This is a genomic window from Olsenella absiana (assembly GCF_036408855.1).
Classification (GTDB): Bacteria; Actinomycetota; Coriobacteriia; order Coriobacteriales; family Atopobiaceae; genus Olsenella_K; species Olsenella_K absiana.
Genome location: NZ_JAZGJQ010000001.1, coordinates 159,139 through 185,568, shown reverse-complemented (window position 1 = coordinate 185,568; position 26,430 = coordinate 159,139). Strand labels below are relative to the sequence as shown.

The window sequence follows — 26,430 nt, the reverse complement described above, 5'->3', positions numbered from 1 at the left end:
TCCCGGCGCTCGTCGATTGGAGACCCACATGCTGAACGCTAACCTGACGAGGAGGGCCCTGCTCCGGGCCCTCGGCACCGGCGCCGCGGCCCTGGGGCTTGCCGCCTGCGGCAGCGCGGGCGCGGACGGCGGCTCCGCACAGCAGGGCGCGCAGGGGCAGGGCGCCGCGGCGGCCGGCGAGGACGTCTGCGTCCGCGTCGCCTCGCTCAAGGGGCCGACCACCATCGGCCTGGTGGAGATGATGGACGCGACCTCGGGCGTGCCGGAGGGCGACGAGCCCACCACGCCCGCGGAGACCAGCGGTATCAGGTACAGCTACCAGGTCGTCTCCTCGCCCGACGACCTTCTCCCCAAGGTCATCCAGGGCGACGTCGACATCGCCTGCGTGCCCTCGAACGCGGCGGCGGTCCTGTACAACAAGACGGGCGGCGGCGTCTTGACCATCGACGTCAACACCCTGGGCGTGCTCTCGGTCGTGACCGGCGACGCGGGCGTGAAGGGCTTCTCGGACCTCGCCGGCCGCACCGTCTACCTCTCCGGCCAGGGCTCGAGCCCCGAGTACACCCTCGACTACCTCCTCGACGCGGCAGGGATCGCCGATCAGGTGACCGTGGAGTTCAAGAGCGAGCACACCGAGGTGGCGTCCCTCCTTGCGACCGACCCCAACGCCGTGGGCATCCTGCCCGAGCCGTTCACGACGGCCACCCTCGCCAAGAACGACGCCCTCTCGGCCCCCGTCGCGCTCGCCGACGTGTGGGCGGAGTACGTGAAGGACGGCAGCCAGTACGTCCTGGGCACGACGGTCGTCCGCAAGGACTTCGCAGACGAGCACCCCGACGCCGTGAAGGACTTCCTCCAGCGCCACAAGGAGTCCGTAGACAAGGTCAACGCCGACCCCGCCTCCGCCGCGCCGCTCGTCGTGAAGGCCGGCATCGTGCCTTCCGAGCAGGTCGCCGCCAAGGCCATCCCCGGCTGCCACGTCGTGTGCGAGACGGGCGCGGAGATGAAGGACGCCCTCGAGGGCTACCTCGAGGTCCTCTTCGGGGCGAACCCCGGCTCCGTCGGCGGCAGCCTGCCGGGCGACGACTTCTACTACGGTGCCTAGCCGCGCACGACCCGACCGCGACGCCACGGCCGCCCCGCGGCGCGCGGCGGCCGTGGTCGCCTGGCTCGTCGCCTGGCAGCTCCTGAGCATGGGGATCGGCCACGACCTCCTGCTGCCGGGGCCCGCAGACGTCGTGCTCCGCCTCCTCGAGCTCGCGGCACAGCCCGCCTCCTGGGCCCGCGTGGGCTTCTCGCTCGCGCGCGTCACCGGGGGGTTCCTGCTCGCCTTCTGCCTCGGGCTCGCGCTCGGGCTCGTGGCGGGCGGGCGGCGCTGGCTCCTCGAGCTTCTGGAGCCCGCCGTGCTCCTCCTCAAGAGCGTTCCCATCGTCTGCGTGATCGTGCTGCTCCTGCTCTGGGTCGGCTCCCGGCAGGTGTCGGTCGTGGCGGTGTTCCTCGCCGTCTTCCCGCCGGTCTATCTGAGCGTGGTGGAGGCCATCCGCGCGCGCGACGACGGCCTCGGGCGCGTCCTGCGCGCGATGGAGGTGCCCGCCTGGAGGCGCCTTCTCGCCGACGACTGGCAGCAGCTCCTCCCCTACCTGGTCGCGACCTCGCGCAACGCCTGCGGCATGGCGTGGAAGGCGGGGGTGGCGGCCGAGCTCATCGGCAGCCCGCGCGGCTCCATGGGCGAGGGCATCTACCAGGCCAAGCTCCTGCTGGAGACGGGCGACCTCTTCGCCTGGACCCTCGCCGTGGTCGCCCTCTCGTGGGCGTGCGAGCGCGTCTTCGTGCGCTGCCTCGCCGCGACCGGCCCGCTCGCCCTGAGGCTCGCCGCCCGCTGCCCCGGCGCCGGCGCGAGCGGCGCGGCCGTGGCGGCGCCGGGACCCGCGCCCATCCGGCTCGAAGGCGCGACCCTCGGGCACGGCCCCGCCTCGGTGGTCGCCAAGGCGCTCTCGCTCGAGCTTTCCGCCGGCTCCCGGACGATCCTCTCGGACCCGTCGGGCGCAGGCAAGACCACCCTCATCGAGACCGTGGCGCGCATGGTCGAGCCCCTCTCGGGCGAGGTCGACTCGCCGGCGCACGTGTCCGTGGTGACGCAGGCGCCCGCCCTCGTCGAGGGCATGACGGCGGAGCAGAACGTGGAGCTCGCGGCGGGGACCCTGGGGGAGCGCGGGGCGCACGACCTTCTCGCCCAGGTGCTGCCCGCCGAGGCGCTGGGCAGGCCGGTGAGGGGCCTCTCCGGCGGGCAGCGGCGCAGGGTAGAGATCGTGCGCGCGCTCGCCCACCCCTCCCAGGCGGTGCTGCTCGACGAGCCCTTCGCCGCGCTCGACCGCGCGAGCAGGCGGCAGGTGGCCGCCCTCGCCGACCGCCTGCTCGCCGGCCGCACGCTGCTCGTGGCCTCGCACGACCCCGAGGACGCGAGGCTGCTCGGCGCGACGCGCGTGGAGGCGCTCGGCGGCACGGCAGGCCCCGTGAGGCCCGCGTAGGCGGCCGGCGCATGCCACCGGCAGGGGCGTCCGCGCGCGGCCCACGCACCCCCTCGGGATGGTCCGGCCCTCCCGCCTAGCCCCTCCCCGCGGCCTCGCCGGCGTGGCGCAGGCCGACGCAGATGAGCGTCCTCACGTGGTCGTCGTCCAGGGAGTAGAGCATGCGCTGGCCGTCGCGGCGCCCCTGCACGAGGCCGCGGTCGCGCAGGAGCCTGAGCTGGTGCGAGATGGCCGACTGCGAGACGTGGCAGACGTCTTGCAGCTCGCCGACGCTGTGCTCGCCCATGCAGAGCGCGCCCAGGATCTGGAACCGGGTGTAGTCGGAGAGGGCGTCGAAGATCTGGGTCGCGGCGTAGACGGTGTCCTCGTCGCGCATGTACTCCTCGAGGTCGATCCCCTCGGGACCGGACACCTCCGCCGCGCACTTCCTCACGTCGTCCACGCTCACGCTCCCTCCGGGGCGCCGCGCGCCCCCGTCTCCTCTGCCAGAGAAGCCTACCACAAGCCCGTGGAGGCCCCGTATCCCGGGATTTCCCCCATAAGGCTTCGGGGTATAAGCTCTCAGTAGTCTACGGAAGGAAGCCGTTCGCGATGCAAAGGGACACGAGGGACAGGGAAGCCGACGTCGAGAGGGCGCGGCGCGCCTCGCACGCGCGCGCGGGGGCCGCTGCGGCGTGCCTCGCGCTCGCCGTCGCGACGCCCGCGCTCGGCCTGCCCGCCCTCCTCCTGCCCGCGGGCGTCCTGGGCCTCGTCGCCGTCGGCGTCGCGTCGCTCGCGGCGCGGGCGGGCACCGCGCGGGTGGCGTCCATGGAGGGCGCCGGGGGGCATGCGCGCGACGGTCGCGAGGGCGCGTCCTTCTCGCCCGAGGCTGACGCAGGCTCGGACGAGGCCGAAGGCACGGGCGCCGACGCGAGCACGGGCGCAGCCGGGAACCCAGACGAGGCCGAAGGCACGGACGAGGCCGGACGCGACGCCGAGGGCCACCTGGCGGCAGGACCCGCCGCGAGGGATGAGGACGCCTCGGCCCCGGAGGACGGGGCCGCAGCTGCGGACGGCGAGGCGAAGGCCGCCGCGGAGCCCGTCGCAGGCGAGGACGACGGAGACGGGAGCTCCCCCTCCGCCCTCGCGACCTCAGGGACGGGTGGCTTCGGCGACCCGGAGGGGGACGTGGTGCCCGCCGACGCGGGCGGACCGGAGGGGGGCGCGCTCGCGACCCAGGAAGAGCCCGCGCGCGAGGCCTCGCCCTTCGAGGCCGCCTGCGAGCGCATCCTGGCCTCCCCGGACCCCGTCGCCGAGATGCGACTCGTCGTGGACGACGTCCACCGCCGCGAGATAGACGCCGACGTCGACCCCGAGGCCGAGGCGCCCACCGTCGAGGAGTCCTTCCTCGCCCGCCAGCTGGACGACGCCGGCCTCATGGACGACTCGGTCGAGCTCCCCGAGCTCTCCTGCATCCGCCTGCGCCTCACCGGCCTCTTCTACCTGCGCTACGCCGCGACCGAGATGACCTACGCCGCCAAGCTCAGGATCATCTCGCTGGAGGCTGCCCTGAACGCCGCCCAGCTCGTGCACACCTTCGCCGAGAGAGCGGGCACCGAGGTGGCGGACCAGCTCGACCTCGAGGGCGCCTACAGGATCTACCAGGGGTTCTGCAGCTCGATTTGCGCGCAGGTGCCCAACGTCGACGGCAGGGCGACCGTGCGCACGACGGGCGCGGGCGAGAACCCCAACGGCGAGTGGGCGGTCCGGCGCGCCCTCTCCTGGGCGATAGAGGTCATCCGCCTCCCCTACCGCCTCACCGCCAACTACCGCTGCAACCTGGCGCTCGGCGACGTCGCGATCCAGGTGGACCTCACCCCCGCGTCCGTCTTCCCGCGATCGGCCTACGTCGAGGGGCTGGGCGTCGTGCCCACCTCCGGCGAGATGCGCCGCAAGGAGGCGTCCAGGTACGCCCTGCGCGTCGGCCTCTCGCTCGCAGCCTGCGCCTTCCACACCTCGCAGCGCGTCCGCCACGTCTGGGTCCAGGGCGTCCTCGACACGCCGAGCAGCCGCACCTGCTACTACCACGCGCGCTTCTCGCGCTCGGCCTTCTCGTGGCTCGAGCTCGACGGCATCGTGGACCCCATCTCCTGCTACCAGTGCCTCGGGGGCCACCTCCACCACGAGGGCGGCGTACTCAGGCCGGTCGAGATGGGCTTCTCCCTCGACGACGAGCGGTTCTGTCCGCCGCGCCGCTACGAGCTGCCCAACTCCTCGGAGAGGGTGCTGCCCGAGCGCTACGCCAGGGCCCTGGGCGCCACGCGCGTCTCCGACCTCGCCATAGACGAGGAGGGCCTGCGCTCGCAGGTCGCCGACGACGTCGTGCGCGGGCTCGGCTCGTCCACGGCCGCCAACGTGCGCATGATGCTCGACCTGGCCAAGCGCGCCGAGGACGACTCCGTCTCACGGGCCGCGCGGCGCACCGCGCGCCGACTCATCGACGGCAGCCTCTCCGACGACGACGGGCTCGCCGTTCGCGAGGAGTTCGTCCACGGCGACGACCTCTCTCGCGCGGTCGAGCGGGCCAACGGCCTCGCGGGCGACCAGCGCTTCCCTGCCATGGTGGAGACCCTCGAGGGGGCGCTTGCGCCCATCGAGGAGAAAGGGGACTTCGAGGACGGGGCGGACACGGTCTTCCGCTACTTCGGCAGCTACGTCGACCGGACCTTCTACAACCGCCTGCACGGGGACGACGGGCGCGAGCTGAGGCTCGTGCCTCGCTCCTACGTCGAGGCCCTCATCATGCTCTCCGGCGCCCTGCTCGTGCAGGGAGAGCCCGAGCGGGCGACGCGCTGGGCGAGAAGGGCGGCCGAGGTCGCACCCATGAGCCCGCGCGCCTGTTTCGTCCTGAGCTCGAGCCTCATGGCGCAGGGCGCGACCGAGGAGGCCACGGGGCTCCTCTGCCGCTTCCTCGAGGAGGCCCACGACGCCACCAGCGCCGCGATGGCCTACTACCAGCTCGCCCACATCGAGTGGGCCCAGCACCACCTGCTCGCCGCCCAGGCCTGCTACCTGCGCATCCTCGGCATCGTCAGGCAGCCCGTGCCGCTCGTGGCGACGGAGCTCGCCTACCTCGCTTCGCTTCTCGGCGAGGGCGACGAGGTCGATGCGGACCCCGAGCGCGTGAGCGCGCTGCTCGAGGCCTACGGCATCCCGGTGGCCCCGACCGAGCGCATGGAGAGGATCTTCGCCGAGGGGCTCTCCGCCTCCTTCGACGCCGAGCTCTTCCCCGTGGCCAAGAGCTTCATCGACGTGCTCGCGAGCGAGACGGGCGACGACGTGATCATGGGCATCATGCGCTCGGTTGAGGGCGAGCCGGACCAGTAGGCCGCACGCCCGGCCGCGAGGCCGGGCCGCTAGGCGAACTCTCGAAGCGCCCTAGGCCTCGTAGAGGCGCATGAGGCGCGCGATGCTCACGATGTAGATCTTGAGCGCCAGCTTGAGCTGGTCCTCGGCTATGCCCTCGTCGGGGCCGTGCTCGGGGCCAACCCACGACGGCTGAGGCGCCTCGGGGTCGCAGGGGCCGAAGGCGGCCGCCCTGGCGAAGTGGCGCGCGTAGGTGCCCCCGCCGATGGTGTAGGCCTCGCCGTGCGCGCCCGTGTACTCGTTGTAGGTGTCGAGGAGCGTGCGGACCTCGGGAGAGCTCGGGTCGGTGTAGAAGGGCGGCACGTCCCTGCCCTGCTCGTACTCGGCGCCGTGGGCGCGGGCGAGCTTGGCGAGCGCGGCGGTGATGGCCTCGCCGGTGGTCGACTTGGGGTAGCGGGAGTCGACGGTCTGCACGAAGCGGCCGCCCTCGGTACGCACGGTGCCGCCGATGCAGGTGAGCGGCCCGAAGAGGCCGTCTGCGGACGCGATGCCCAGGCTCGACCCGTCGGTCGTGGCGAAGACGGCGCGCTCGAGCTCGAGGAAGTCGCGCTCGGCCCCGGCCACGAGGCCGTTGTCGAGCAGGTAGCCGACGAGCATGCCGATCGCGTTCAGCGTGCCCGCGGGCATGCTGGCGTGCCCTCCCCTGCCGTGGGCCGTGAGCTTGCAGAGGCCGTCCGCCGCAGGCTCCACGTCGATGCCCTCGGCTGCGGGGAGCTCGGCGGCATCCGCGCGCACGAGCGCGGTGGCGAGGCCCGGGATCGCGTTGCCGACGGTGCCGCCGTCGAGCTCGACGATCCTGTCAGCGACGACCCCGCTCCTGAAGGTACCGGAGTAGAGGCCCTTCTCGCCGCAGATCAGCGGGAAGTTGGCATCGGGGGTGAAGAGGAACTCGGGCTCCGGGTAGTGGGCGAGGTAGTAGTCCACGTCGCCCATGTTGGTCTCCTCGTTGCAGCCCACGATCGCACGCAGGGTCAAAGGCAGGCGCTCCCCGGTGCGCTCGACATGGCGCTGGAAGAAGTGGGCGGCGTAGAGCGACATCACGAGGGGGCCCTTGTCGTCGAGGACGCCGCGGCCGACGAGGTAGCCGTCCTTGCGCGTGACGTGCAGGGGGTCGAAGGTCCAGCCGATCCCGAGCGGCACGATGTCGGCGTGCGCGATGGTGGCGAGGTAGCGCTCAGAGGCGCCGGGCAGGTCCGCGAAGCCGATGTAGCCCTCGCAGTCGTGCGCCTCGAGGCCGAGCCTCGAGGCCACCTCGAGGCCGCGACCCAGCGCCTCGCGGGGCGCCTTGCCCCAGGGACTGCCGGGCGCCGCGCCCTCGAGGTCCTCGACGGACTCGACCTGCACGAGGTAGTCGATGTCTCTTACCGCGTCCTCCCAGACCTCGTCGACGTAGGCGTCGACCTCGGCCTTGAGCTCCTCGTCTGCCATGTCTCGCTCCTAACTGCGCGCGTGCGCGCCGCGTTGTGTCTGCACGACCCCTTAGTGTATCGTTTGGCGTCGGACTAGCAAAACGGCAGGCTGGGGGGCAGTGGCATGACGGATGCGGGCCAGGGGCGGCGAAGGGCGCCGGAGGCGCTGTGGCCCCCGCGCTTCGAGGCGGCGATCTTCGACTTCGACGGCACGATCGCGGACACGGCGGCGGTCTGGCGAGAGGTCGACCTCGCCTTCCTCGGCCAGCGCGGGCTCGAGTTCACCGACGACTACTCGCGCGCCCTGTCGGCCCTCGGCTTCGAGGCGGGCGCCCGGTACACGATCGAGCGCTTCGGGCTCAAGGAGCGGCCCGAGGACATCTGCGCCGAGTGGAACCGCATGGGAAGGGCGCTCTACCGCACCCGGGTCGCGCTGAGGCCGGGCGCCGAGGCCTACATCAGGGCGCTGAGGGCGGCGCACGTCCCCTGCGCGCTCGCGACGACCAACGACCCCGACGTGCTCGACTCGATGCAGCGCGTCGACGTCTCCTCCCTCTTCGACGAGCGCGTGCACAGCGCCGACGTCGGTGCGGCGAAGGACGTCCCCACGATCTACCTCGAGGCCGCGCGGCGCCTGGGCGTCGACCCCGGCCGCTGCCTCGTCTTCGAGGACATCGTGGTCGGCGTCCTCTCCGCGCGCAGGGCGCAGATGATGACCTGCGGCGTCCTGAGCGGCGACCCCACCCAGCAGGTCGCCGAGCTTCGGCGCGTCTCCGACCTCTTCCTCAGCGACTGGCGCGACATCTACCTCGGCGGCGCGGACGCGCTCTAGGGCTGTCGGGTCCCGGCATGAAAAACCCGCGCCGTCCCGGAGGGCGGCGCGGGCGTCTTCGCGATGCTTGTCAGCTCGCTCGGAGGCTACCTAGAGCTTGCGGACGTTGGAAGCCTGGAGCTTGCCGTTCTGGCCGGTCGTGATGTCGAACTCGACAGCCTGGCCCTCGTCCAGCGTCTTGAAGCCGTCCATCTGGATCTCGCTGTAGTGGACGAACAGGTCGTCGCCACCCTCGCGGGAGATGAAGCCATAGCCCTTGTCGGGGTTGAACCACTTAACAGTACCCTGTGCCATGTCGTGCCTTTCTTTCTTTTGCCCCTTCGGGGCAAAAACTCTGCGCCCGAAGGCGCGATGCCTATGACCCGTAGGCCACGGAGAACATAATACCCCTACCAACGCCCTAGTGTTTCACCAATCGATGGCCACTTTATATTTGGGAAGACGCCGTGCGATAAGGGAAATGGGTCCAAGGTGCGCCCGCCGGCGCTACTCGCCGTAGTCGCGGTCCACGTCCACGACCACCCGGTATCCCGGGTACTCGCGCTCGAGGCGCTCCCTGATCTGGGAGCCGACCTCGGAGGCGTCCGCGACGTCGAAGTCGAGGATCACGTCGAGGGAGACGTCCTTGTCCTTGGGATCGATGTAGATGCCGTGCACCTGCCTCACGCCGAGGTAGCTCTCGGCCAGGCCCTGGATCCTGCGCTCCATCGAGGCGAGCTCCGGCGAGCTGGTGTTCACCGCGTGGATGCCGACCGTGAGGTTGACCCCGTAGCGCTCCCGCACGAGCCGCGAGATCCTGTGGGTGAGGTCGCCGATCTCGTGGGCGGTCATGGTGTCCGGCACGCCGATGTTGAGGGTGCCGATCAGGCTCTCGGGACCGTAGTTGTGCAGCGTGAGGTCGTAGACGCCGAGGACCCCCGCCATGTCCGCCACGTCCCGCTGGATGTCGCTCCCGAAGCTCACGTCCTGGCGGGTCCCGAGCAGGCGGTTGAGGGGGCCCAGGAACATCTGGTAGCCGCTCCTCACGATGACCAGGGCGATCGCCGCGCCGAGGATTCCGTCGAGGTCGACACCGAGCGTCATCTGCACCACGGCGGAGAAGAGCGTCGTGAGCGAGATGAGGGCGTCGAACAGGGCGTCTGCGCCGGAGGCCTCGAGCGAGTCGCTCCTCGACTCGCGCCCGACCCGCCTGAAGCCGAGGCCGAGCGCGACCTTGACCACCGTCGCCATCACGAGGACGAGGATGGTGGCGCCGTCGTACGTCGCCGGGCTCGGGCTCAGGAGCTTGCGCGCCGACTCGATGAGCGACGAGGCGCCCGCGCCCATCACGATCGCGGCGACGCCCATGGCGCTCAGGTACTCGATCCTGCCGTGTCCGAAGGGGTGCTCGCGGTCGGCGGGCTTCGCCGCCATCCGGACCCCCACTATCGTGACGACGGAGGAGGCCGCGTCGGTCAGGTTGTTGACCGCGTCGAGCACGATCGCGAGCGAGCCCGCCGCGAGGCCCACCAGTGCCTTCGCGACGACGAGGCCCACGTTGACCGCGACGCCGACGTAGCTCGTGCGGACGATCCTCCGCTCGCGGTCCGGCTGGCGCGGCGCGCCGTCGTCGGCAGAGCCCCTCGGAAACGCGCCACCAGTACCTGCCACGCCCTCCGCGCCCTCCGTGCCGGGCGCGGTGCGCCCTGGCTCCTCGGACTCGCTTGCAACCTCGCTCACGAGGCACCTCCAACCTGCGGCGGGGCCCATGCCAGCGCCAGCATCCTATTCCATCGTCACCCGGAGCTCCTCCGGGACCTCCTCCTTCGACACGTCGAAGGCCTCCGCCACGGCGTCGGCCTGCTCGTGCCTGAGCTCTGCCAGCTCGTCCTCGCCCATCTCCTCCATCACGCCCGCCAGCTGCTCGAGCGCGTAGGAGACGTAGCCGGCGACCGCGTCGCCCGTGCCCGCCAGCGTCATCATGGTGACGAGCGACTGGGGCGCGAGCGACATCGCCGTGTCCGCGTCGAGCTCGAGGAGCCCTCCGATGGCGCCCTCGACCTCCCTGACGGCCGCGGGGTCGCGGAGCTCCCGCGCCCTGGCGAGCGCGGCGCTCACCGTGCGCGCGAACTCCTGGATGAGCTCGAGGATGTAGTCGTGCTGGAGCATGGACCTCTCCCTTCCACCTCCCCGCCCCCGGCGGGGAACCATGATACGACCCCGGCCTAGCCCGCGCTGGGCGGCTCCACCCCGAGGTGCTCGAAAGCGGCCAGCGTCGCCTGGCGGCCCTGGGGCGTGCGGATGACGAGGCCCCGCTGCATGAGGTAGGGCTCGTAGACGTCCTCGAGGGTCGAGGGGTCCTCCCCCACGGCCGAGGCGATCGTCGTGAGGCCGACCGGCCTGCCCCTGAAGGTCTCGCAGAGCGCCCGCAGGATCTTCGCGTCCATCCAGTCGAGGCCCATCTCGTCGATCTCGAAGAAGGAGAGGGCCTCGGCCGCCACCTCCCAGGTGATGGCGCCGTCGGCGCGGACCTGAGCGTAGTCGCGCACGCGCTTGAGGAGGCGGTTCGCCAGCCTCGGCGTGCCCCTGCTGCGCGAGGCTATCTCCGCCGCACCCTGCCCGTCGATGTCGACCCCCAAGATCCTCGCCGAACGCTCTACGATGCGCGAGAGGTCGGCCACGTCGTAGTAGTCGAGGCGGTAGGAGATGCCGAAGCGGTCGCGCAGCGGGCCGGTGAGCAGGCCGGTGCGGGTCGTCGCTCCTACGAGGGTGAAGTGCGGCACGTCCAGCCTGATCGAGCGGGCGGCCGGACCCTTGCCGATCACGATGTCGAGGAAGAAGTCCTCCATCGCGGGGTAGAGCACCTCCTCCACCTGGCGGCTCAGGCGGTGGATCTCGTCGACGAAGAGGACGTCGCCCTCCTCGAGGTTGGTGAGGATGGCGGCGAGGTCCCCGGTCCTGCCAATCGCGGGGCCGGAGGTCGTGTGCAGGCGGGCGCCCATCTCGTTGGCGACGACGTTGGCGAGCGTCGTCTTGCCCAGGCCGGGAGGCCCGCTGAACAGCACGTGGTCGAGGGTCTCCCCGCGGTCCTTGGCGGCGGCGATGAGGACGCGGAGGTTCTCGCGGATGCGGTCCTGGCCGATGTAGTCGACGAGGTTCGCCGGCCTCAGGCTGTGCTCGACGTCGAGGTCGTCCTCGGTGAGCTCGCCCGTGACCGACGGCGCCTCCGAGCGCCGTGCGCGACCCCCCGCGTCCTCGAAGAGGTCGTCCTTGTCTGCCTCCCACATCTAGGCTCCCCTCCCCAGGCGCCTGAGCGCGAAGGAGACGGCGGCCTCGATGGTCGTGGCGCCCGCCTCGTCGAGCCCCTTGATGGCGAGCTCCGCCTCCTGCGGCGTGAAGCCCATCGCGAGGAGGGCCTCTGTCGTCTCGTCCGCGAGCGTGCCCGCGGCGCCGGGCGTCGAGGGGCCAGAGGCCGTGGCGGGGGCGGTGGCGGCGAGGCCGAGGAGCTCCGGGTCGCGCGCGAAGACGTCCGAGAGCTCCACGAGCAGCCGGCTCGCCTTCTTCTTGCCCACGCCGGGCACCCGCGCCATCTCGCCGGCGTCCTGCGAGACGACCACGGAGGAGAGCCCCTCGGGGGTGAACGTCGAGAGGACGGAGAGGGCGAGCTTGGGGCCCACACCGCTGATGGCGCGGAGCTTGTCGAAGAGCGCGCGCTCCTCGCGCGAGGAGAAGCCGTAGAGCTCCATCGCGTCCTCGCGCACCACCAGGCGCGTCAGCAGGGTCACCCCCGCCTCCCCCACCTGGGGCAGCGAGCTCGCCGTGGTGGACGAGACGCCCATCTCGAAGCCGACGCCGCCGACGTCGAGCACGACGCGGCTCGGCAGCACCTCCAGGAGCGTGCCCGTGAGCTGTGCTATCACTTGGAGTTCCTCCTGCTCTGACGTGACCTCCCGAGGACGCCCCTGTCCCTGGCGCGCCCGCCCTCGCCTATGGCGACCCTCGCCGCCGTGGCCGCCGCCGTCTCCTCGCGGCGCTCGGCGGCACGCAGCTCCCGCTCCGCCCGCTCCTGCGCCGCGACCGCCACGGTCGCCGCGTCCCTCGTGATGGTGCGCGTGCGCACGAGGTTGGCGTGGCAGATGGCGGCGGCGAGAGCGTCTGCGCAGTGGTCCGGCCGCGGGTCGTGGTCGAGCGCCAGGACGTTGCGCACCATGTAGATGACCTGGCGCTTGTCCGCGCTGCCCGTCCCGACGACCGCCTGCTTGATCTGCATCGGCGTGTACTCCCCCAGGGCGAGGCCGTAGCGCGAGCAGGCCACGATGGCGGCCCCGCGCGCGTGCGCCGTGGCGATGGCCGAGCGCTGGTTCTCCCCGAAGAAGATCTTCTCGACCGCCGCGTCCGTGGGGGCATAGGTGGCGATGGCGGACTCCACCTCGTCGAAGATCCTCCCGAGGCGACGGTCCAGGGGCTCGTCCGCATCCGTCGCGACGCAGCCGTAGGCCCGCGCGCGGGCGAGCGAGCCCCGCGTCTCTATGACACCCCAGCCCGTGTGCGCGAGCCCCGGGTCTATGCCCAGGATAACCAAGGGACCACCTCCGACGTGGGCCGGGCTCCGAGGAGCGACGAACGGTTGTTCTATCCTACCACACCCCGAAGCGTACGGCCGTCAGTTCTCCGAGAAGGGCCCGCCCCAGGACAGGGGGCCGGTCGGCCCCATCCCCTGCTGGCCGCCGCCGAGGCCGTCCTCCCCGTCCCGACCGAGGCGGTCGCCGAGGTCGCCGCGGGCGAGGTCGCGAAGGAGCCCCAGGACGTCCCGCACGTCCCGGGGGCCTGCGTCCTCGTCCTCGCGGGCGTCCTCCCCCGGGGCTCCCCCCTGGGCTCCCTCCCCGCCGCCGGCGAGGTCGAGCGAGCGTTCGGTCAGCTCCTGCAGGTAGTCCATCAGCTGCCGCTCGCTCATGCGCTCGCCCTCCCCGCGGACGCGGTCGTGCCAGGCGAGCCCGAGCGGCGAGCGCGCGTCGTAGAGCGTGCGCGAGGAGACCATGAGGCAGAGGGTGCGACCGAGCCGGAAGGGCTCGCGATCGCGCAGGCGACGGGCTATGGCCCGGACGACCACGGGCTCCCCGCGCTGCGCGACGACGTCCGTCAGCGGCTGCTCCCACTCGACGAGGCTCGCGAGCACGGTGTCGCACAGGGCGAGGCGCTCCGCGTCGGTCGGCGCGGCGGAGGCGAGGCCCTCCACGTCGGGCACGCGGAAGTCACGCATGGCCGCGGCCGGTATGACGGGAGAGATGGTGTTGCGCAGCCGGGCGAGCTCGAGCACGTCGGAGCGGTACACGTCCCCCAGGGGCATGAGCTGTGACGGCGTGCAGGTGCCGGGCGCGGCCTCGAGGGCGAGCGCCGTCTTGTCCTCGGCCGTGAGCGCGATGCCCGCGACCTCGCGCGCAAGCGCCGAGACGCGGACCGCGGTGAGGTCGTGGAGGAGCGCCTCGTCTCGTCCGAAGGGCACCTGCGCCCTGCTCGTGGCGACCGCCGCGGGCGCCGGGGCGGGCGCGTGCGCGATGGCCTCGGCCGCGGGGGCGTCCGCCCCCTCGCGCAGGTCCAGGTGGAGGTTGCGGGCGAGCTCGCGCGAGGCGGCCGCCCCCTCCTCCGTGACGCCCTCGGCGAGGACGGCGTGCACGTGCGTGGGGCCCAGCGCGTCCGAGGCGAGGGTCGCGAGCAGGAGCGTCCCCGCGCCGCCGTCCAGGGCGAGCGCGACCTCGCCGAGGTCGAGCTTGCCCAGGTAGTCGCGCAGGCCGAGCGTGAGCGCCTCCCAGAGGTGCAGCGGCTTGTTGAAGACCTCGGGCGGCAGCGGCCGGGCGAGCGGGCCCTCCGCAGCCGGGTCGACCTCCGCTGTGACCACGGCCTCCTCGAAGCTCGGAGCGCAGGCGGCGAGCTGGCCCCACGGCGCGAGGACGAAGCTCGAGCCCGTGTACACCTGGGTGCCGTAGCCGCCCACCGAGCCGACGCCCACGAACCACGCGTCCAGCTCGCGCGCGTCCGCCACGTAGCGCCCCTCGGTGAGGTCGGCGGCGAGCACGGAGGAGGCGTCATCGAGCGCGTAGCCAAAGCCGGCGAAGTAGACGACGGCGTCGACCTCAGGCCGCTCGTCCAGGAGGTCGTCGAGGTCATCGTAGGTGAAGGCCACGGCGAGCTCGACGCCGCCGACCTCGAGGGTGAGGGGGCCGTCGTCGGACTCGTCGTCCTCCCGCGCACCCATCCCGGCGAGGCCTGCGAGGTAGGAGGACATCCTGAGCGGCACGACGTCGCCGTCCCGGAGCAGCATGGCCTCGGGAAGCGGGTCGCCGTCCAGGTCGCACACGATCGGGGCAAGGCAGGGGCAGGCGAGGCGGGCGGAGAGGTCCGAGAGGGCCTCGGAGAGGTCGACGAGGTAGCCCTCCCTGTCGCCGTACTGGACCGGAAGCGGGCCGGTGAGCGCTGCGAGCGGGAGCAGGAGGAGGTCCGCCCCCTGGGCCGCCGCGGCCTCCGAGATGGAGACGACGCGCTCCGCGGTGCGGGCGAAGTCGCCCGCGCGCGTGTCTATCTGTGCGATCGAGAGCTTCATGGAGACCTCCAGACGCCGCTGTCCCGAAAACCCATGGTAGAAAAAGCTGCCAGCCGCGAGGCTCACGGCTGGCAGCTTCTCACGAACTTTTGACCTCGGACCTACAGGTCGGCCTTCCAGAGGCCGTGGAGGTTGCAGTACTCGTAGACCGTGACGTCGTTCGCGCCGTTGATGCAGAACTTCGCCGTGGGCTTGTCACCCGGCTTGAGGTAGCGGATGTAGAGACGGTCGTCCGCCGCGAGGGCGATCCACTGGATGTAGTGCTCCTCGAGCATCGGGTGCTCGACGGAGCCGACCGTGACGGTCAGCTTGTGGCCGTCGGTCTCAAGGACGGGCACGTGCTTCTCAGTGGCGGCGTCGGTGGAGCCGGCCTTGAGCTCCTCCATCGGCTCGCCGCAGCAGGTGGGCGTGCAGCCACCCTTGTTGACGACGGCCACAAGGTTGCCGCACTTGTTGCAACGGTAGAACGTAACCTCAGCCATGCTCTTCCTCTCTCTCCTCGTCGCGCACATGCACGACGTTAGGTATGTTCCCCCCAACGGGACCTAGTATACGCGCGTCGAAGCATCTGTTACCTGTTAGGTAGCGTTTATTCCGCGAAAGGGCGGACGTCGCGCCGCGTGCGGCAGCCGGCGCCTCCCGGGGCGACGCGGCCCGGGAGGCGCCGGGTCGGGGGCGGGCACCGCGCGGGCCGAGGGGCCGAGGCGCGGAGGCCAGCTAGGTGCCAGCCCCTTACGCCAGCACGACGGACCCCTCCTTGCCGAGAAGGTCGCACACCTCCGCGCGCAGGACCATGTTGTGCGCGTCAACGCGCGTGGGCAGGGCCATCCGCAGGGTCTCGCCGGAGGCGCCCTCCACGAGGATCTCGACCCGGTCCAGGCCGACGTAGCGCGAGAAGATGGACCCGAGCTGCTCCATGCGGCCGCGGCTCAGCATCCTGCTCGGCATCATGACCTCGAAGACCTTCGGCCGGTTGGTGCGGTCGTTGAGCTCGAGCGGCTCCACCGTCGAGCAGATAATCTGGTCGCCCCGGTCGCTGCGCTCGAGCTTGCCCGACACCTTCACGAAGACGTCGCCCTGGGTCTCGCCCGTCTCCTCGTCCACCTCGCCTGCGAGCGTGGCGGCGCACTCCTTGTAGAGCTTGGGGAAGACGACCAGGGTGATCTCGCCCTCCATGTCCTCCAGGGTGACGATGGCCATCGAGTCGCCGTTCTTGGTGGTCTTCTTCTGCACGGACGAGACCATGCCCGCGAGGCGGATGCTCTCCCCCTCCGGGACCTTATAGCGCGTCTGCGTGGCGCCCGTCACCGGATTGGTGTACTCCTCCGAGGCGGTGAGCTCGGAGATCTGGTAGTCGCGCGCCTTCGTCAGGGCGTACTCGTAGGGGCGCAGCGGGTGGTCGGAGACGTAGAGGCCAAGGACCTCGTGCTCCTGGGAGAGCTTGACGCTGCGGTCCCACTCGACGCCGTCGGGCTCGGGGGCCTCGTCCTCGAAGCCCGAGCCCTCGACGCCGCCGAACAGGTCGAACAGCGAGCTCTGGCCCGCAGCGCGGTCGCGCTGCCGCTTGGCGGCGGCGTCGATGATGTTGGAAGGGTTGGCCTTGTCGACGAAGTGCATGCACTGACGGCGCGTGTAGCCCGTCGAGTCGAAGGCGCCGCTCTTGATCAGCGCCTCGACCACGCGGCGGTTGGCGTCCTTGGAGTCCATCCGCTCGACGAAGTCGTGGATGTTCTTGAAGGGGCCGCCCTCCTCGCGCTCGGCCATGATCGCCTCGCCGACCGCCTCGCCCACGCCGCGGATGCCGGCGAAGCCGAAGCGGACGCCCTCGGAGGTCGCCGTGAAGTCGCGGCCGGACTCGTTGATGTCGGGCGGGAGGATCTTGATGTCCTCGTGGTGGCAGGCCGTGACGTAGTGGACGATCTTGTCCGTCTTGCCCATGTAGGAGGTCAGGACCGAGGCCATGTACTCCTTGGGGAAGTAGGCCTTGAGCCAGGCGGTCTGCATGACCAGGATGGCGTAGCCCGCGGAGTGGGACTTGTTGAAGGCATAGGAGGCGAACTCCAGGACGTCGTCCCAGATGCGCTGGGCGACCTCGCGCTTGTAGCCGTTGGCGACGGCGCCGTTCATCCAGTGGTCGTAGGTGGTCTCGTCCTTGCCGTCGTCCCAATGGAAGACGGTCGAGGTCAGGAGCTTGATCTTCTTCTTGGCCACGGGCTTCCTGATGCGCGAGTCCGACTCGCCGGCAGAGAAGCCACTCATCTTGACCGAGATCTGCATGACCTGCTCCTGGTACACGATCGTACCGTAGGTCTCGTCCAGGATGTCCGACAGGCGGTCGTCGTAGAAGACGACGGGCTCGCGGCCGTTCATGCGGTTGATGTAGCTCGTCACCATGCCGGCACCGAGGGGGCCCGGGCGGTACAGGGCGATGAGGGCCACGATCTGCTTGTACTCCTTGGGCTGCATCGCCTTGATCGTGGCGGTCATGCCGCCGGACTCCACCTGGAACACGCCCGCGGTCCTGCCGGAGCCCAGAAGCTCGTATATCTTGGGGTCGGAGAAGTCGATCTTGTCGACGTCGATGTCCACGCAGGTGGCGCCAGGCTTGACGCAGGCGCGCACCGCCTCGGGCATACGGTCGACGTCCGTGGCGTCCGGGTAGGAGGCGCGGATGTTGGCGAGCGCCTTGTTGATGACCGTGAGGGTGCGCAGGCCCAGGAAGTCCATCTTGAGCAGGCCCATGTCCGCGACCGAGTGGCCCTCGTACTGCGTGATCGTGACGTTGCCCTTGGTGTCGAGCTTGGTCGGCACGTGGTCCGTGACGGGCGTGGGCGCGATGAGCGTGGCGCAGGCGTGCACGCCCTCGCCGCGGGTCAGCCCCTCGATCGCGAGGGCCGCGTCGATGATGCGGTGGCAGTCCGCGTCCTTCTCGTAGGCCTCCTCGAAGTCCGGGGAGTACTGGTCGGGGTGCTTCTCGCCCTTGTGCAGGGCGCAGGGCAGCGAGAGCTTGGGGTCGTTGGAGAGCATCTTGGAGAGGCGCTGGCCCATGTAGACGGGGAAGCCCAGCACGCGCGCCGCGTCGTTGATGGCCTGCTTGGCCTTGATCGTGGAGTAGGTGATGACCTTGCAGACGTGGTCCTCGCCGTAGACGTCGCGCACGTGCGCGAGGACGTCCTGGAGGTGCTCGTCGTCGAAGTCCATGTCGATATCGGGCATCTCGGAGCGCTGCGGCGAGAGGAACCTCTCGAACATCAGACCGTTCTCGAGCGGGTCGAAGTTGGTGATGTTCATCGCGTAGGCGACGATGGCGCCCGCGGCCGACCCGCGGCCCGGCCCGACGCCGATGCCGTTGTCCTTGGCCCACTGGACGTAGTCCTGGACGATGAGGAAGTAGTTGGCGAAGCCCTTGTCGCAGATGATCTTGTACTCGTACTCGAAGCGGTCCTGGACGTTGATGCCGTTGATGACGACGTTGCGCCAGTCCTCTCCGTAGCGGCGGGCCAGGCCGCGCTCGCACTCGTCGTGGAAGCGCGCCTCCGCCGTCTCCCCCGGCTTGAGCCCCGGGTACTGAGGCAGGTACATGTGCGTCCAGTCGAGCTCGTAGTCGCACTTGGCGGCGACCTCGAGGGTGTTGTCGCACGCCTCCGGGAGCCAGGAGAAGAGCTCGCGCATCTCCTCCTCGCTCTTCATGTAGAACTCGGTGCCCTCCATCCGCATGCGGGTCGTGTCGTCGAGGGTGGTCGCCTTGCCGATGCAGGAGAGGATGTCCTGCGTGGGCGCGTCCTCGCGGGTGAGGTAGTGGAAGTCGTTGGTCGCGACGAGCTTGACGTCCAGCTCGCGCGCGATCTTCACGAGGTACTCGTCGAGCTTGCGGTCGTCCCAGCCGTTGCGGAAGGTCAGGCCATGGTCCTGGACCTCCATGTAGAAGTCGTCCCCGAAGAGGCGCTTGAAGGTGCGCGCCCACGAGCGGGCCTCGTCGAAGTTGCCGTCCAGGACGTTCTGCTGGATGATCCCCTGCACGCAGGCGCTCTGGCAGATGAGCCCCTCGTGGTACTCCTCCAGCATGGCGAGGGTGGTGCGCGGCTTGTAGTACATCATCTCGTGGCCGGCCGCCACCGACATGCACTTGACGAGGTTGTGGTAGCCGACCTCGTTCTTGGCGAGGAGGATCAGGTGGTAGCGGCGCTGCTTGGTGCCGCGCTCGATGCAGTCGTCCGTGATGAAGTAGGCCTCGCACCCGAAGATCGGCTTGATCTTGAGGTGCGGCCGGGAGGCGCGGACCGCCTCGAGGTCGTGGCCCGACCCCTCCCAGGCGCTGACGTCGCGCTCCCACTGGGCGTGCACGCAGTCGAAGTAGTCCGCCCCCTCCGCGTCCGGCTCGGGCTCCTCCAGCTCCCAACCCTTCTGGAAGCACTCTACGTCGTGGCGCCACTGCTTCATGTTGGCGGCGTCGTCGTTGTACTTGCGGCACTCCAGGTCGAGGTTAGGGATGCCGAACATGTACCCGTGGTCCGTCAGGGCGACGGCGGGCATCTTGAGGTCGACCGCGCGCTTCACCATGTCCGGTATGCGCGTGGCGCCATCGAGGATGGAGAAGTCCGAGTGGTTGTGAAGATGAACGAATGCCATGTGGCCTGCCTCCCGGACGCCCCGTCGGGCACCCCTCCCTAGACCGTCGGCCCCTAGGGGCCGGGGTCCCTAGGATAGCCGAGCGGACGCGCCCTTACAAGAACACCTGTACTACATCACGCCCCCTGCACAAGCGGTCGACGCGGCCCCGGACGCCTGGGGGCGTAGCGGCACACGAGCGGCCCGCCGTCCGCGCACTCCCGCTCCACGCACACGAAGGCGCAGGTCACGTCCTCGAAGCCGAGCTCGGCGAGGACGCCTGCGTAGAGGCTCGCCTGCATCTCGTGGCGCTCCCACGCCTCCTGGTCCGTGAGGTCGGCGTCGCCGGTCTTGTAGTCGACGACGAGCGCCCTGCGCCCCGCGCCGTCCGAGCACAGGAGGTCGATGGCCCCCTCGACGAACTCGCCCTGCTCGGCGCCGGGCACCCGCACGAAGAAGGGGACCTCGGCGCGCACGACGTCCCACGAGAGCGCCTCGGCGCGGACGTCGGAGCCCGCCCAGCGCGCGAGCGCCGCCTCGAGCCGAGCACACTGCGCGCGCGTGAGCCCCTGGAGGCGCTCCTGGGCGCGGACGCGCTCTGGGCCGACCTCGCCTGCGCACTCGACCATGGCCTGGGCGAGCGCGTGGAAGGCCGTGCCCAGGCTGGTCGCGCGGTCGGCGTCGAGGGTCTCGGGCCTCCCGGTCGCGTCGTCTGCGCCCTCGGGCGCGAGCCCGTCGCGCACCTGCGCGCGGTCCGCGGCCGGCCGGCGGCACCGCTCGGCGGCGGGCTCCCCCGCGACCGCCTGCGGCCGTGCGCCCGCGCCGGGGTCCACCAGCTCGACCGCAAGCACCGGGGGCACGGGGGCGCCGAGGGCCCTGAGCGACGAGTAGCTGAAGGTGCCCCTGCGCGCGCCGAGGCGCCGCGCCCGCCTGCGCGCGAGGGCGAGGCCGTCTCCGGTCGCCTCGTCGATGAGGTCAAACTCCGCGCCCTTCTCGCCCTCCTCCACGTAGCGGTCGGGGTCCCAGGCGCCCGCGCAGTCGACCTCGAGGCCGCCCGCGCCCTCCGGCGCGCTCAGCGCCACGTGGCGCACGCGCGCCGGCTCGGAGCCACCGTAGTCGCAGCGGCTGAGTCCCGAGGGGGGCAGCGCCCCGTCGAAGAGGGCGTCCACGACGCCGGCCGCGAGCCTGGTCTTGAGCTGGCCCTTCGACCCCACCCTGACCGGCAGGCCCAGGACGCAGGCCTCGCGCGCCCGGGTGATGGCCACGTAGAGGAGGCGGGCGAGCTCGTCCTGGTCGCCCTCGCGCGACTCGAAGCAGATGAGCCTCGCCCAGTCCGAGACGCTGGCGCACTCGGAGGCGTCCGCGGGGACGACGGCGAGATCGGAGGCGGTGACGCCGGGCGGCACCATCGTCGCCAGCACCCGCCCAGCACGGTTCTCGCAGGTGACGCCCGCCACGCCCGACGAGCCCTCCGAGCCCCAGCACTCGGCGACGGCCACGAGGGGGAACTCCAGGCCCTTGGAGGCGTGCACGGTCATGACCCTCACCGCGCCCGCGCCTCCGCCCACCAGCGACGCCGGCCCCACCTTCGCGCTCTCGAGCCACAGGTCGAACTCGCGCGACGCCCTGGCCACGCCGACCCCGCGCGCGGAGGCCAGCTCGTCGGCGTAGCGGATGGCCGCCAGCACGTTCGCCGCCTTGGCGACGCCGTCGGCGCCGGCCGCCTCCAGCCGCGCGATCCAGCCGGACTCGCGCACGCAGGCGAGAAGGACCTCCCCTACACCCCAGCTCCCGAGGCGCGAGACCGCCCGCAGGAGCACCTCGCGCGCCCTCAGGAGCCGCTGGCTCGGGCGGACGCCCGGCAGGAGCTCGAGCGTCGCGAGCCCCTCGTCGAGCGGGCGCTTGTCGAGCCCACCCGCCCCCTCGCGCGAGGTCGTGGTAAGGGCGCACAGGTCGTCTGCGTCGAGGCGGAACATGTCGCCCGTGAGCACCGGGAAGAGCCCCGAGGCCGTGTCGCGCGGGCAGGCGAGCAGGTGGAGCAGGGCGGCGACGCAGGCCACCTCCTCGGTGTCGGAGAAGGTCGAGCCGCCCGTCACGACGCAGTCGAGCCCGCGCTCGCGGAGCGCGTCGAGGTAGAGGCCGACGCGCGCCATGCGGCCGAGCAGGAGCACGCAGTCGTCCGGCGAGACGCCGGCCTCCACGTAGGAGCGGATGCGGTCGGCGACGGCCTTCGCCATGACCGCGGAGCGCGCCTGCGCGTCGACGCCCTTGCCGGAGGCGCTGACCAGCTCCACGTCGATACGCGGCTCGCCCTGGGCCGCGTAGCCGTCCGGGCGCGCTTCGCAGGGCTCGAGGCTCATGAAGCCCGGGATGAGGCCGCCTCCGAGGACGCGGTCCACGAAGGAGAGCACGTCGGCGTGGCTGCGGAAGTTCTTGCTGAGGCGCACGGTCGAGCCCTCCCCGAGCGCGGCGCCCCTCTCGCGGAAGACGCTCACGTCGGCCGCGCGGAAGCGGTAGATGGACTGCTGGGCGTCGCCCACGGTCACGAGGTGGCAGGCGTCGCGGCCGCTCATGAGCTCGATCATGCGCACCTGCTGGGCGTTGGTGTCCTGGAACTCGTCGACCATCACGAGGCGGAAGCGCCTCCCCATCTCGCGCGCGACGTCGGGGTGGTCGTGGAAGGCCCGCAGCGTGAGGGCGAGAAGGTCGTCGTTGTCCAGGCCGCCCACCGCGCGCTTCGCGCGCGCGTAGCGCTCGTCCACGGCGCGGGCGATCTCGACCACGTCGCGGGCGAGGGGACCTGCGGTGGCGAAGGCGCAGGCGAGGCTCGCGTCCTCCCAGGCCGCCCTGAGCTCCGCGCCCACCTCGCGCATGTCCGCCTTGCGGTAGGCGTTGCCGTTGGGCCGGGCGACCCCGGACAGCGTCTCGCGGGCGAGGCGGGCGTCCCGCGCGCCGGGCGGCGCGGCGAGAAAGCCCTCGAGGGCGGCCTCGGAGGCGACCAGGGCGGCCTCCTCCTTGGCGCCCGTCTTGCTGCCGAAGGCCTTGCAGGCCCTGCCCAGCACGAGCGCCCGCCCGACCTGCTCCGAGAGCGCGCGCAGCTCGCCCGTGAGGTCGGGGGCCTCGCCCGGGAACTCGATCGAGTCGAAGCCCTCCAGGGCCGAGGCGGCCGCGTCGCGCAGGCGCGCGACCATTCCGAAGACGGTCGAGGGGCCGTCTTCACCCGCCCTGCCCCTGAGGTCGAACTCCGCCCTCAGCTCGGGGTAGGAGCCCTCCTCGCGGATCTCGGCGAGCACCCCCTCCGTGGCCCCCTCGAGCAGCTCGCCCGCGACCGACTCGTCGAGAACCACGAAGGCGGGGTCGAGCCCCAGCTCGAAGGCGTGGGCGCGCAGGATGCGCGAGCACATCCCGTGGATCGTGCTGATCCAGGCCGAGTCGACGGCGAGCGCCTGCTCCTCGAGCCCGGCCTCGCGCAGGCGCGCGCGGATCTTCTCCTTTATCTCCTCCGCCGCCGCGTGGGTGAAGGTGATGACGAGGACCTCGTCGAGGCCCGACAGGTAGGGCCTGCCCCCCTCGCCGGAGCCGGGCGAGAGCGCGAAGGCCACCCGTTCCGCGAGCGTGGAGGACTTTCCCGAGCCCGCGCCCGCCGCCACGAAGAGCGGCCGGTCGAGGGTGCGGACGATGCGGGCCTGGTCTGGGGTGAGCTTTCTCGGCATCAGCGGATCCTCCTCGGGCAGTCCGTGACGGGGCACCACGAGCACGCCGCCTTGTCGCGCGGCTCGGCCGGGATCTCGCCGGCGAGCATGCGCCCGACCGCGTCGGCGACGCGGTCCTCGCACGCGTCGAGGAGCTCCTCGAAGCCGATGGTGCCGGGGGCGCCGCACACGAGGTGCTGGGCGCGGCGCTCGGAGGGGGCGGCGCCCATGACCTGCTCGACGGCGTTGGCGTCGAGGGCGCCGGCGATCTCGTGGTCGGCCGCCCCCGCCCCGGAGGTCGAGAGGTAGACGGCGCCCACCACCTTGAGCTCCGGCATGAGGCGGCGCACCACCTGCGCGTATATGAGCGACTGCACGCGGCGGGGCAGCGCGAGGGCGGCGGCCTCGGCGGGCGCCCCCTCCGGGAAGGCGTCGTACTCGCGCGAGAAGCCGGGGGCGCGCTTGTGCTTGTAGTCGATGACCACCGCCCGGCCGTGCGCGTCCACGTCCACGCGGTCGACGCTCCCCACGAAGTCGATGCCCGCGTAGGTGACGTGGGCCGACCGCGCGCTCCTGCCTCCGAAGCGCAGCTCGAAGTGGCGGGGCGAGAAGCCCTCGAGCCTCGTGGCCTCGAAGTCCATGACGGACTCGAGCTCGCCGCGGAGCCGGTCGAGCCTCAGGCCCTCGGTGGCGGTGTGCGGCACGAGGGACTGCGAGCGCAGGGTCGTCGCGCGCATGCGCTGGTGGCACAGGTGGCGGTCGAACTCCTCGTCGACCAGACGGTGCGCGAGGTCGAGCCGCTCCGGCGCCACGCGCGCCGAGGCGACGAAGCCCACGTCCGCGAGCGCGCCCTCGAGGCCGTCCTCCTCGATTGCCGCCTCGTCCGCGAGCCCCTCCGCGACTGCGGCGCGCGCGAGCAGCTCGCGGTGGCTCACCTCGAGGACGCGGTGGGCGAAGGTGCCCGCCTGCACGTTGGAGAAGGTCGCGTCGTTGTCGCCCAGCCCGAGCCGGCGCAGGGCGAACCACTTGTACGGGCACTCGAGGTAGGACTCGATCTGCGAGGCGGAGAGCGCCGCGAGGCCGGTCTCCGCGTTCCTGGGCACGAGGATCATGTCGCGCGAGGCCTCCCCGATGGTCCCGGGCTCGCCGGGCAGCTCGCTGCCCTCGACCCCGGGGGCGCGGCCCGAGGCCGCGAGCAGCGCGCCCGGGCGCCCCTCGCCCAGCCTCCGCGCGCGGAGGGGCGAACCCTCCGCCGGCTCGTCCTCGGGGCCGAGCCCGTAGCAGGCAAGGCACTCCGTCAGCACGACCGCCGGGTAGGTGGGGTGCGACGCGGCGTCGTTGGCCGCGCGCTCGAGCACCAGCGCACGCGAGGGCGCGGCGACGAGGGCCGCGAAGTCGCGGCGGGCGACCCTCAGCGGGTCGGTCTCCGCGTCCAGGCCGAGCTTTGAGGCGAGCGCGACGATGGCGTCGTCGGCCGGGGCGAGGGGCCAGGCGGCCGAGGTGAGGCCGGAGACGACGAGGGCGTCCACGGAGCGGGGCGCGAGGGCCGCCGCCTCCCTCACGGAGCAGACCCGCACGCGGGGGAGCCCCGGAGCCGCGGGGCCGGCGGCCCCGCCCCCGAGCTTGAGCCGCGAGGGGGCCGCCTCGTCGGAGAGGAGCTCGCCGACGAGGCCGACCAGGGTCGCGAGGGTCGTGCGGCGGGCGCCGGAGCCCGCCTTGGGCGAGCAGGTGAGGCCGGCCGAGGCGAGCTCGCCGGCCGCCTCGCGCACGCGCGCGAGGCAGTCCGCCGCCGAGAGGAGGCCCTCCTCGCACCCCTCGCCGGCCTCCCGCGAGGGGGCGGCGCCGGCGCGGGCGACCTCGTCGGGGTCGAGCGCGCGCCTGGCCTCGAGCCGCGCGCGGACGCCGCGCTCGAGCTCGAGGGCGGCGGTCGACAGGCGGCCCCTGAGCAGGGCCGCCGTGGCGCGGGCGACCTCGTCGGAGGTGGAGGCGCGCCTCTGGAGCTGGGCGAGGACCTGCGCGGGCGAGAGCATGCGGTTGCCGCGCCACTTCAGGTCGAGCGCGTAGGCGCGCTCCCTGGCGACCCCGGACGCGTCGGAGAGAAGGAAGTCGGTGAGCGCCCGGGGCGGCCACCACGACATGTCGCCGAGGGCGGGCACCGGGCCCTCCTCGCCCTGCTCGTCCTCCGGCCAGGAGCAGGCGAGCTCCTGGAGCTGGGCCACCTGCGCGGCGAAGCCGAGGAAGGCCCTCGTCGCGGGGAGGTCTCCCACCCGCCTTTGGACGGAGCCCTCGGCGAGAAGGCCGCGGGCGGCGAGCTTGGGCGCGAGGGCGTCCCACGTCCTCGCGGGGTCGGGGCAGGCGACGACGACGTCCGCGCAGCCCTCGGCGACGAGCCCCGTGACCTCCTGGCAGACGAGCTCCGCCTCGGCGAGCGGGCCCAGCGCGAGCGCGCACCTCACCTGCCCCTGCGGCTCCACGGGAGCGACGTCGGCGCGGAACAGGGACGCGCGCAGGCGCGAGAGCTCGTCTCCGCTGGCGGGCGCGCCCGTCCCGCCGAGGGGTTCCTCGCACGCCACCTCGACTCCCGCGGCGCCGGCCTCGGAGCGAAGCGTGGCGACGAGGTCGCGCGAGACGTCAGACGCCGGGCCGGCGTCGACCGGCACGACCCAGCACACGGGGGCGGCGGCCGCCAGGCCCACCGCCAGGGCGCGCTCCGCCGCGGAGGCGGGGGCGACCCCGTTGAGGACGACGGGGACGGCCGCGGCGCCGGCCTCCTCGAGCGCCTCCGGGAGGCGCACCATCGCCTCGCTGGCCTCGACGCGGCCGCGCTCGCGCAGGGCGCCGCGGTAGGCGCCGAGCAGCGAGAGCACGGCCCTCTCGCCCCGTCCGAGCCCGGCGGCGCGCGGGTCGGCGTCGTCGACGCGGCCGTCTTTGGCGAGCGGGAGCCACGGCAGCGAGGAGGCGGCGAGGCGCGCGAGCGTCTTGACGAGGCCGGGGGTGGCGGGGAGCCCGGCGAGGTCCCCCTCGGAGGCGTCGGCCACCACGAGGCGCAGAAGGACGTAGCGCTCCTGCGCGGAGACGATCGCGGAGCCGTCGCCCCAGACGCCCCAGCGCTCCTTGGCCCACAGGCCCGGCGTGGTGCACGTGACGCCGAGCGCGAGGCCCTCCTCGTCCGCGAGCGCGCGCTGCATGTCGAGCGCCTGGCCGAGCGAGGGCGCAAGGAGCGCCGCGGCCCCCGTCGAGGCGACGGCCTCCCGGAGGACCCGCGCGCAGGGCGCGGGCACGATGCCGTAGTCGCTGGTCTGGATGATGTGGAGTGTCATGCTTCCCCTCTCCTCGTGGGGGACATGCTACCCCACCGCCGGGACAAGAATGGGCGCAG

At 72.2% G+C, this 26,430-nt stretch carries 17 protein-coding genes; 4 read left to right on the top strand and 13 right to left on the bottom strand.

What is annotated here, in order from left to right:
* Nucleotides 1-28: 28 nt before the first annotated feature.
* Nucleotides 29-1,105 carry an ABC transporter substrate-binding protein gene (locus tag VXJ25_RS00755; protein ID WP_330957297.1) on the top strand — a complete coding sequence of 359 codons (1,077 nt, stop codon included), beginning with the start codon at nucleotides 29-31 and terminating at the stop codon, nucleotides 1,103-1,105.
* Nucleotides 1,098-2,528: an ATP-binding cassette domain-containing protein gene (locus VXJ25_RS00750; protein WP_330957296.1), complete on the top strand. Its 1,431-nt coding sequence runs from the start codon at nucleotides 1,098-1,100 to the stop codon at nucleotides 2,526-2,528. The genes VXJ25_RS00755 and VXJ25_RS00750 overlap by 8 nt, the downstream gene beginning before the upstream one ends.
* Before the next feature lie 76 nt (nucleotides 2,529-2,604).
* Here VXJ25_RS00750 and VXJ25_RS00745 read toward each other — a convergent pair whose 3' ends face one another.
* Nucleotides 2,605-2,970 carry an ArsR/SmtB family transcription factor gene (locus VXJ25_RS00745; RefSeq protein ID WP_330957295.1) on the bottom strand — a complete coding sequence of 122 codons (366 nt, stop codon included), beginning with the start codon at nucleotides 2,968-2,970 and terminating at the stop codon, nucleotides 2,605-2,607.
* 149 nt (nucleotides 2,971-3,119) lie between these two features.
* Here VXJ25_RS00745 and VXJ25_RS00740 point away from each other — a divergent pair, with 149 nt between their 5' ends.
* Nucleotides 3,120-5,894, top strand: a complete 2,775-nt coding sequence (locus tag VXJ25_RS00740; protein ID WP_330957294.1) for an ICP22 family protein — start codon at nucleotides 3,120-3,122, stop codon at nucleotides 5,892-5,894.
* Between the two features lie 51 nt (nucleotides 5,895-5,945).
* Here the strand turns inward: VXJ25_RS00740 and VXJ25_RS00735 are convergent, their stop codons facing one another.
* Nucleotides 5,946-7,361 (bottom strand): Sapep family Mn(2+)-dependent dipeptidase, encoded by a 1,416-nt coding sequence (locus VXJ25_RS00735; RefSeq protein WP_330957293.1) that lies wholly within the window; start codon nucleotides 7,359-7,361, stop codon nucleotides 5,946-5,948.
* Between the two features lie 105 nt (nucleotides 7,362-7,466).
* Between VXJ25_RS00735 and VXJ25_RS00730 the strand changes: the two genes are divergently transcribed.
* Nucleotides 7,467-8,174 carry an HAD family hydrolase gene (locus VXJ25_RS00730; RefSeq protein WP_330957292.1) on the top strand — a complete coding sequence of 236 codons (708 nt, stop codon included), beginning with the start codon at nucleotides 7,467-7,469 and terminating at the stop codon, nucleotides 8,172-8,174.
* A gap of 90 nt (nucleotides 8,175-8,264) precedes the next feature.
* On the opposite strand, the gene VXJ25_RS00725 is transcribed toward VXJ25_RS00730, so the two are convergent.
* From VXJ25_RS00725 to VXJ25_RS00675, 11 genes are all read right to left on the bottom strand, one after another.
* Nucleotides 8,265-8,468 (bottom strand): cold-shock protein, encoded by a 204-nt coding sequence (locus VXJ25_RS00725; RefSeq protein WP_330957291.1) that lies wholly within the window; start codon nucleotides 8,466-8,468, stop codon nucleotides 8,265-8,267.
* Nucleotides 8,469-8,660: 192 nt separating this feature from the next.
* Complete coding sequence (locus VXJ25_RS00720) at nucleotides 8,661-9,893, bottom strand: cation diffusion facilitator family transporter (protein WP_330957290.1); 1,233 nt, start codon at nucleotides 9,891-9,893, stop codon at nucleotides 8,661-8,663.
* 45 nt (nucleotides 9,894-9,938) lie between these two features.
* Nucleotides 9,939-10,322: a hypothetical protein gene (locus VXJ25_RS00715; protein WP_330957289.1), complete on the bottom strand. Its 384-nt coding sequence runs from the start codon at nucleotides 10,320-10,322 to the stop codon at nucleotides 9,939-9,941.
* 56 nt (nucleotides 10,323-10,378) lie between these two features.
* Nucleotides 10,379-11,440, bottom strand: a complete 1,062-nt coding sequence (gene ruvB, locus VXJ25_RS00710) for a Holliday junction branch migration DNA helicase RuvB (RefSeq protein WP_330957288.1) — start codon at nucleotides 11,438-11,440, stop codon at nucleotides 10,379-10,381.
* On the bottom strand, nucleotides 11,441-12,073 hold the full coding sequence (gene ruvA, locus VXJ25_RS00705; RefSeq protein ID WP_330957287.1) for a Holliday junction branch migration protein RuvA: 633 nt from the start codon (nucleotides 12,071-12,073) through the stop codon (nucleotides 11,441-11,443). It lies immediately after the preceding gene.
* Nucleotides 12,070-12,735, bottom strand: a complete 666-nt coding sequence (gene ruvC, locus VXJ25_RS00700) for a crossover junction endodeoxyribonuclease RuvC (protein WP_330957286.1) — start codon at nucleotides 12,733-12,735, stop codon at nucleotides 12,070-12,072. The genes ruvA and ruvC overlap by 4 nt, the downstream gene beginning before the upstream one ends.
* A gap of 81 nt (nucleotides 12,736-12,816) precedes the next feature.
* Nucleotides 12,817-14,751, bottom strand: a complete 1,935-nt coding sequence (locus tag VXJ25_RS00695; RefSeq protein ID WP_330957285.1) for a nitrilase-related carbon-nitrogen hydrolase — start codon at nucleotides 14,749-14,751, stop codon at nucleotides 12,817-12,819.
* 101 nt (nucleotides 14,752-14,852) lie between these two features.
* Nucleotides 14,853-15,233, bottom strand: coding sequence for a desulfoferrodoxin (locus VXJ25_RS00690; protein WP_330957284.1), 381 nt, complete (start codon nucleotides 15,231-15,233; stop codon nucleotides 14,853-14,855).
* 250 nt (nucleotides 15,234-15,483) lie between these two features.
* Nucleotides 15,484-19,380: a DNA polymerase III subunit alpha gene (dnaE, locus tag VXJ25_RS00685; protein WP_330957283.1), complete on the bottom strand. Its 3,897-nt coding sequence runs from the start codon at nucleotides 19,378-19,380 to the stop codon at nucleotides 15,484-15,486.
* A 116-nt stretch (nucleotides 19,381-19,496) separates the two neighbouring features.
* Nucleotides 19,497-23,072: a UvrD-helicase domain-containing protein gene (locus VXJ25_RS00680; RefSeq protein ID WP_330957282.1), complete on the bottom strand. Its 3,576-nt coding sequence runs from the start codon at nucleotides 23,070-23,072 to the stop codon at nucleotides 19,497-19,499.
* On the bottom strand, nucleotides 23,072-26,371 hold the full coding sequence (locus tag VXJ25_RS00675) for a PD-(D/E)XK nuclease family protein (RefSeq protein ID WP_330957281.1): 3,300 nt from the start codon (nucleotides 26,369-26,371) through the stop codon (nucleotides 23,072-23,074). Before VXJ25_RS00675 ends, VXJ25_RS00680 begins: the two co-directional genes overlap by 1 nt.
* Nucleotides 26,372-26,430: the final 59 nt, after the last annotated feature.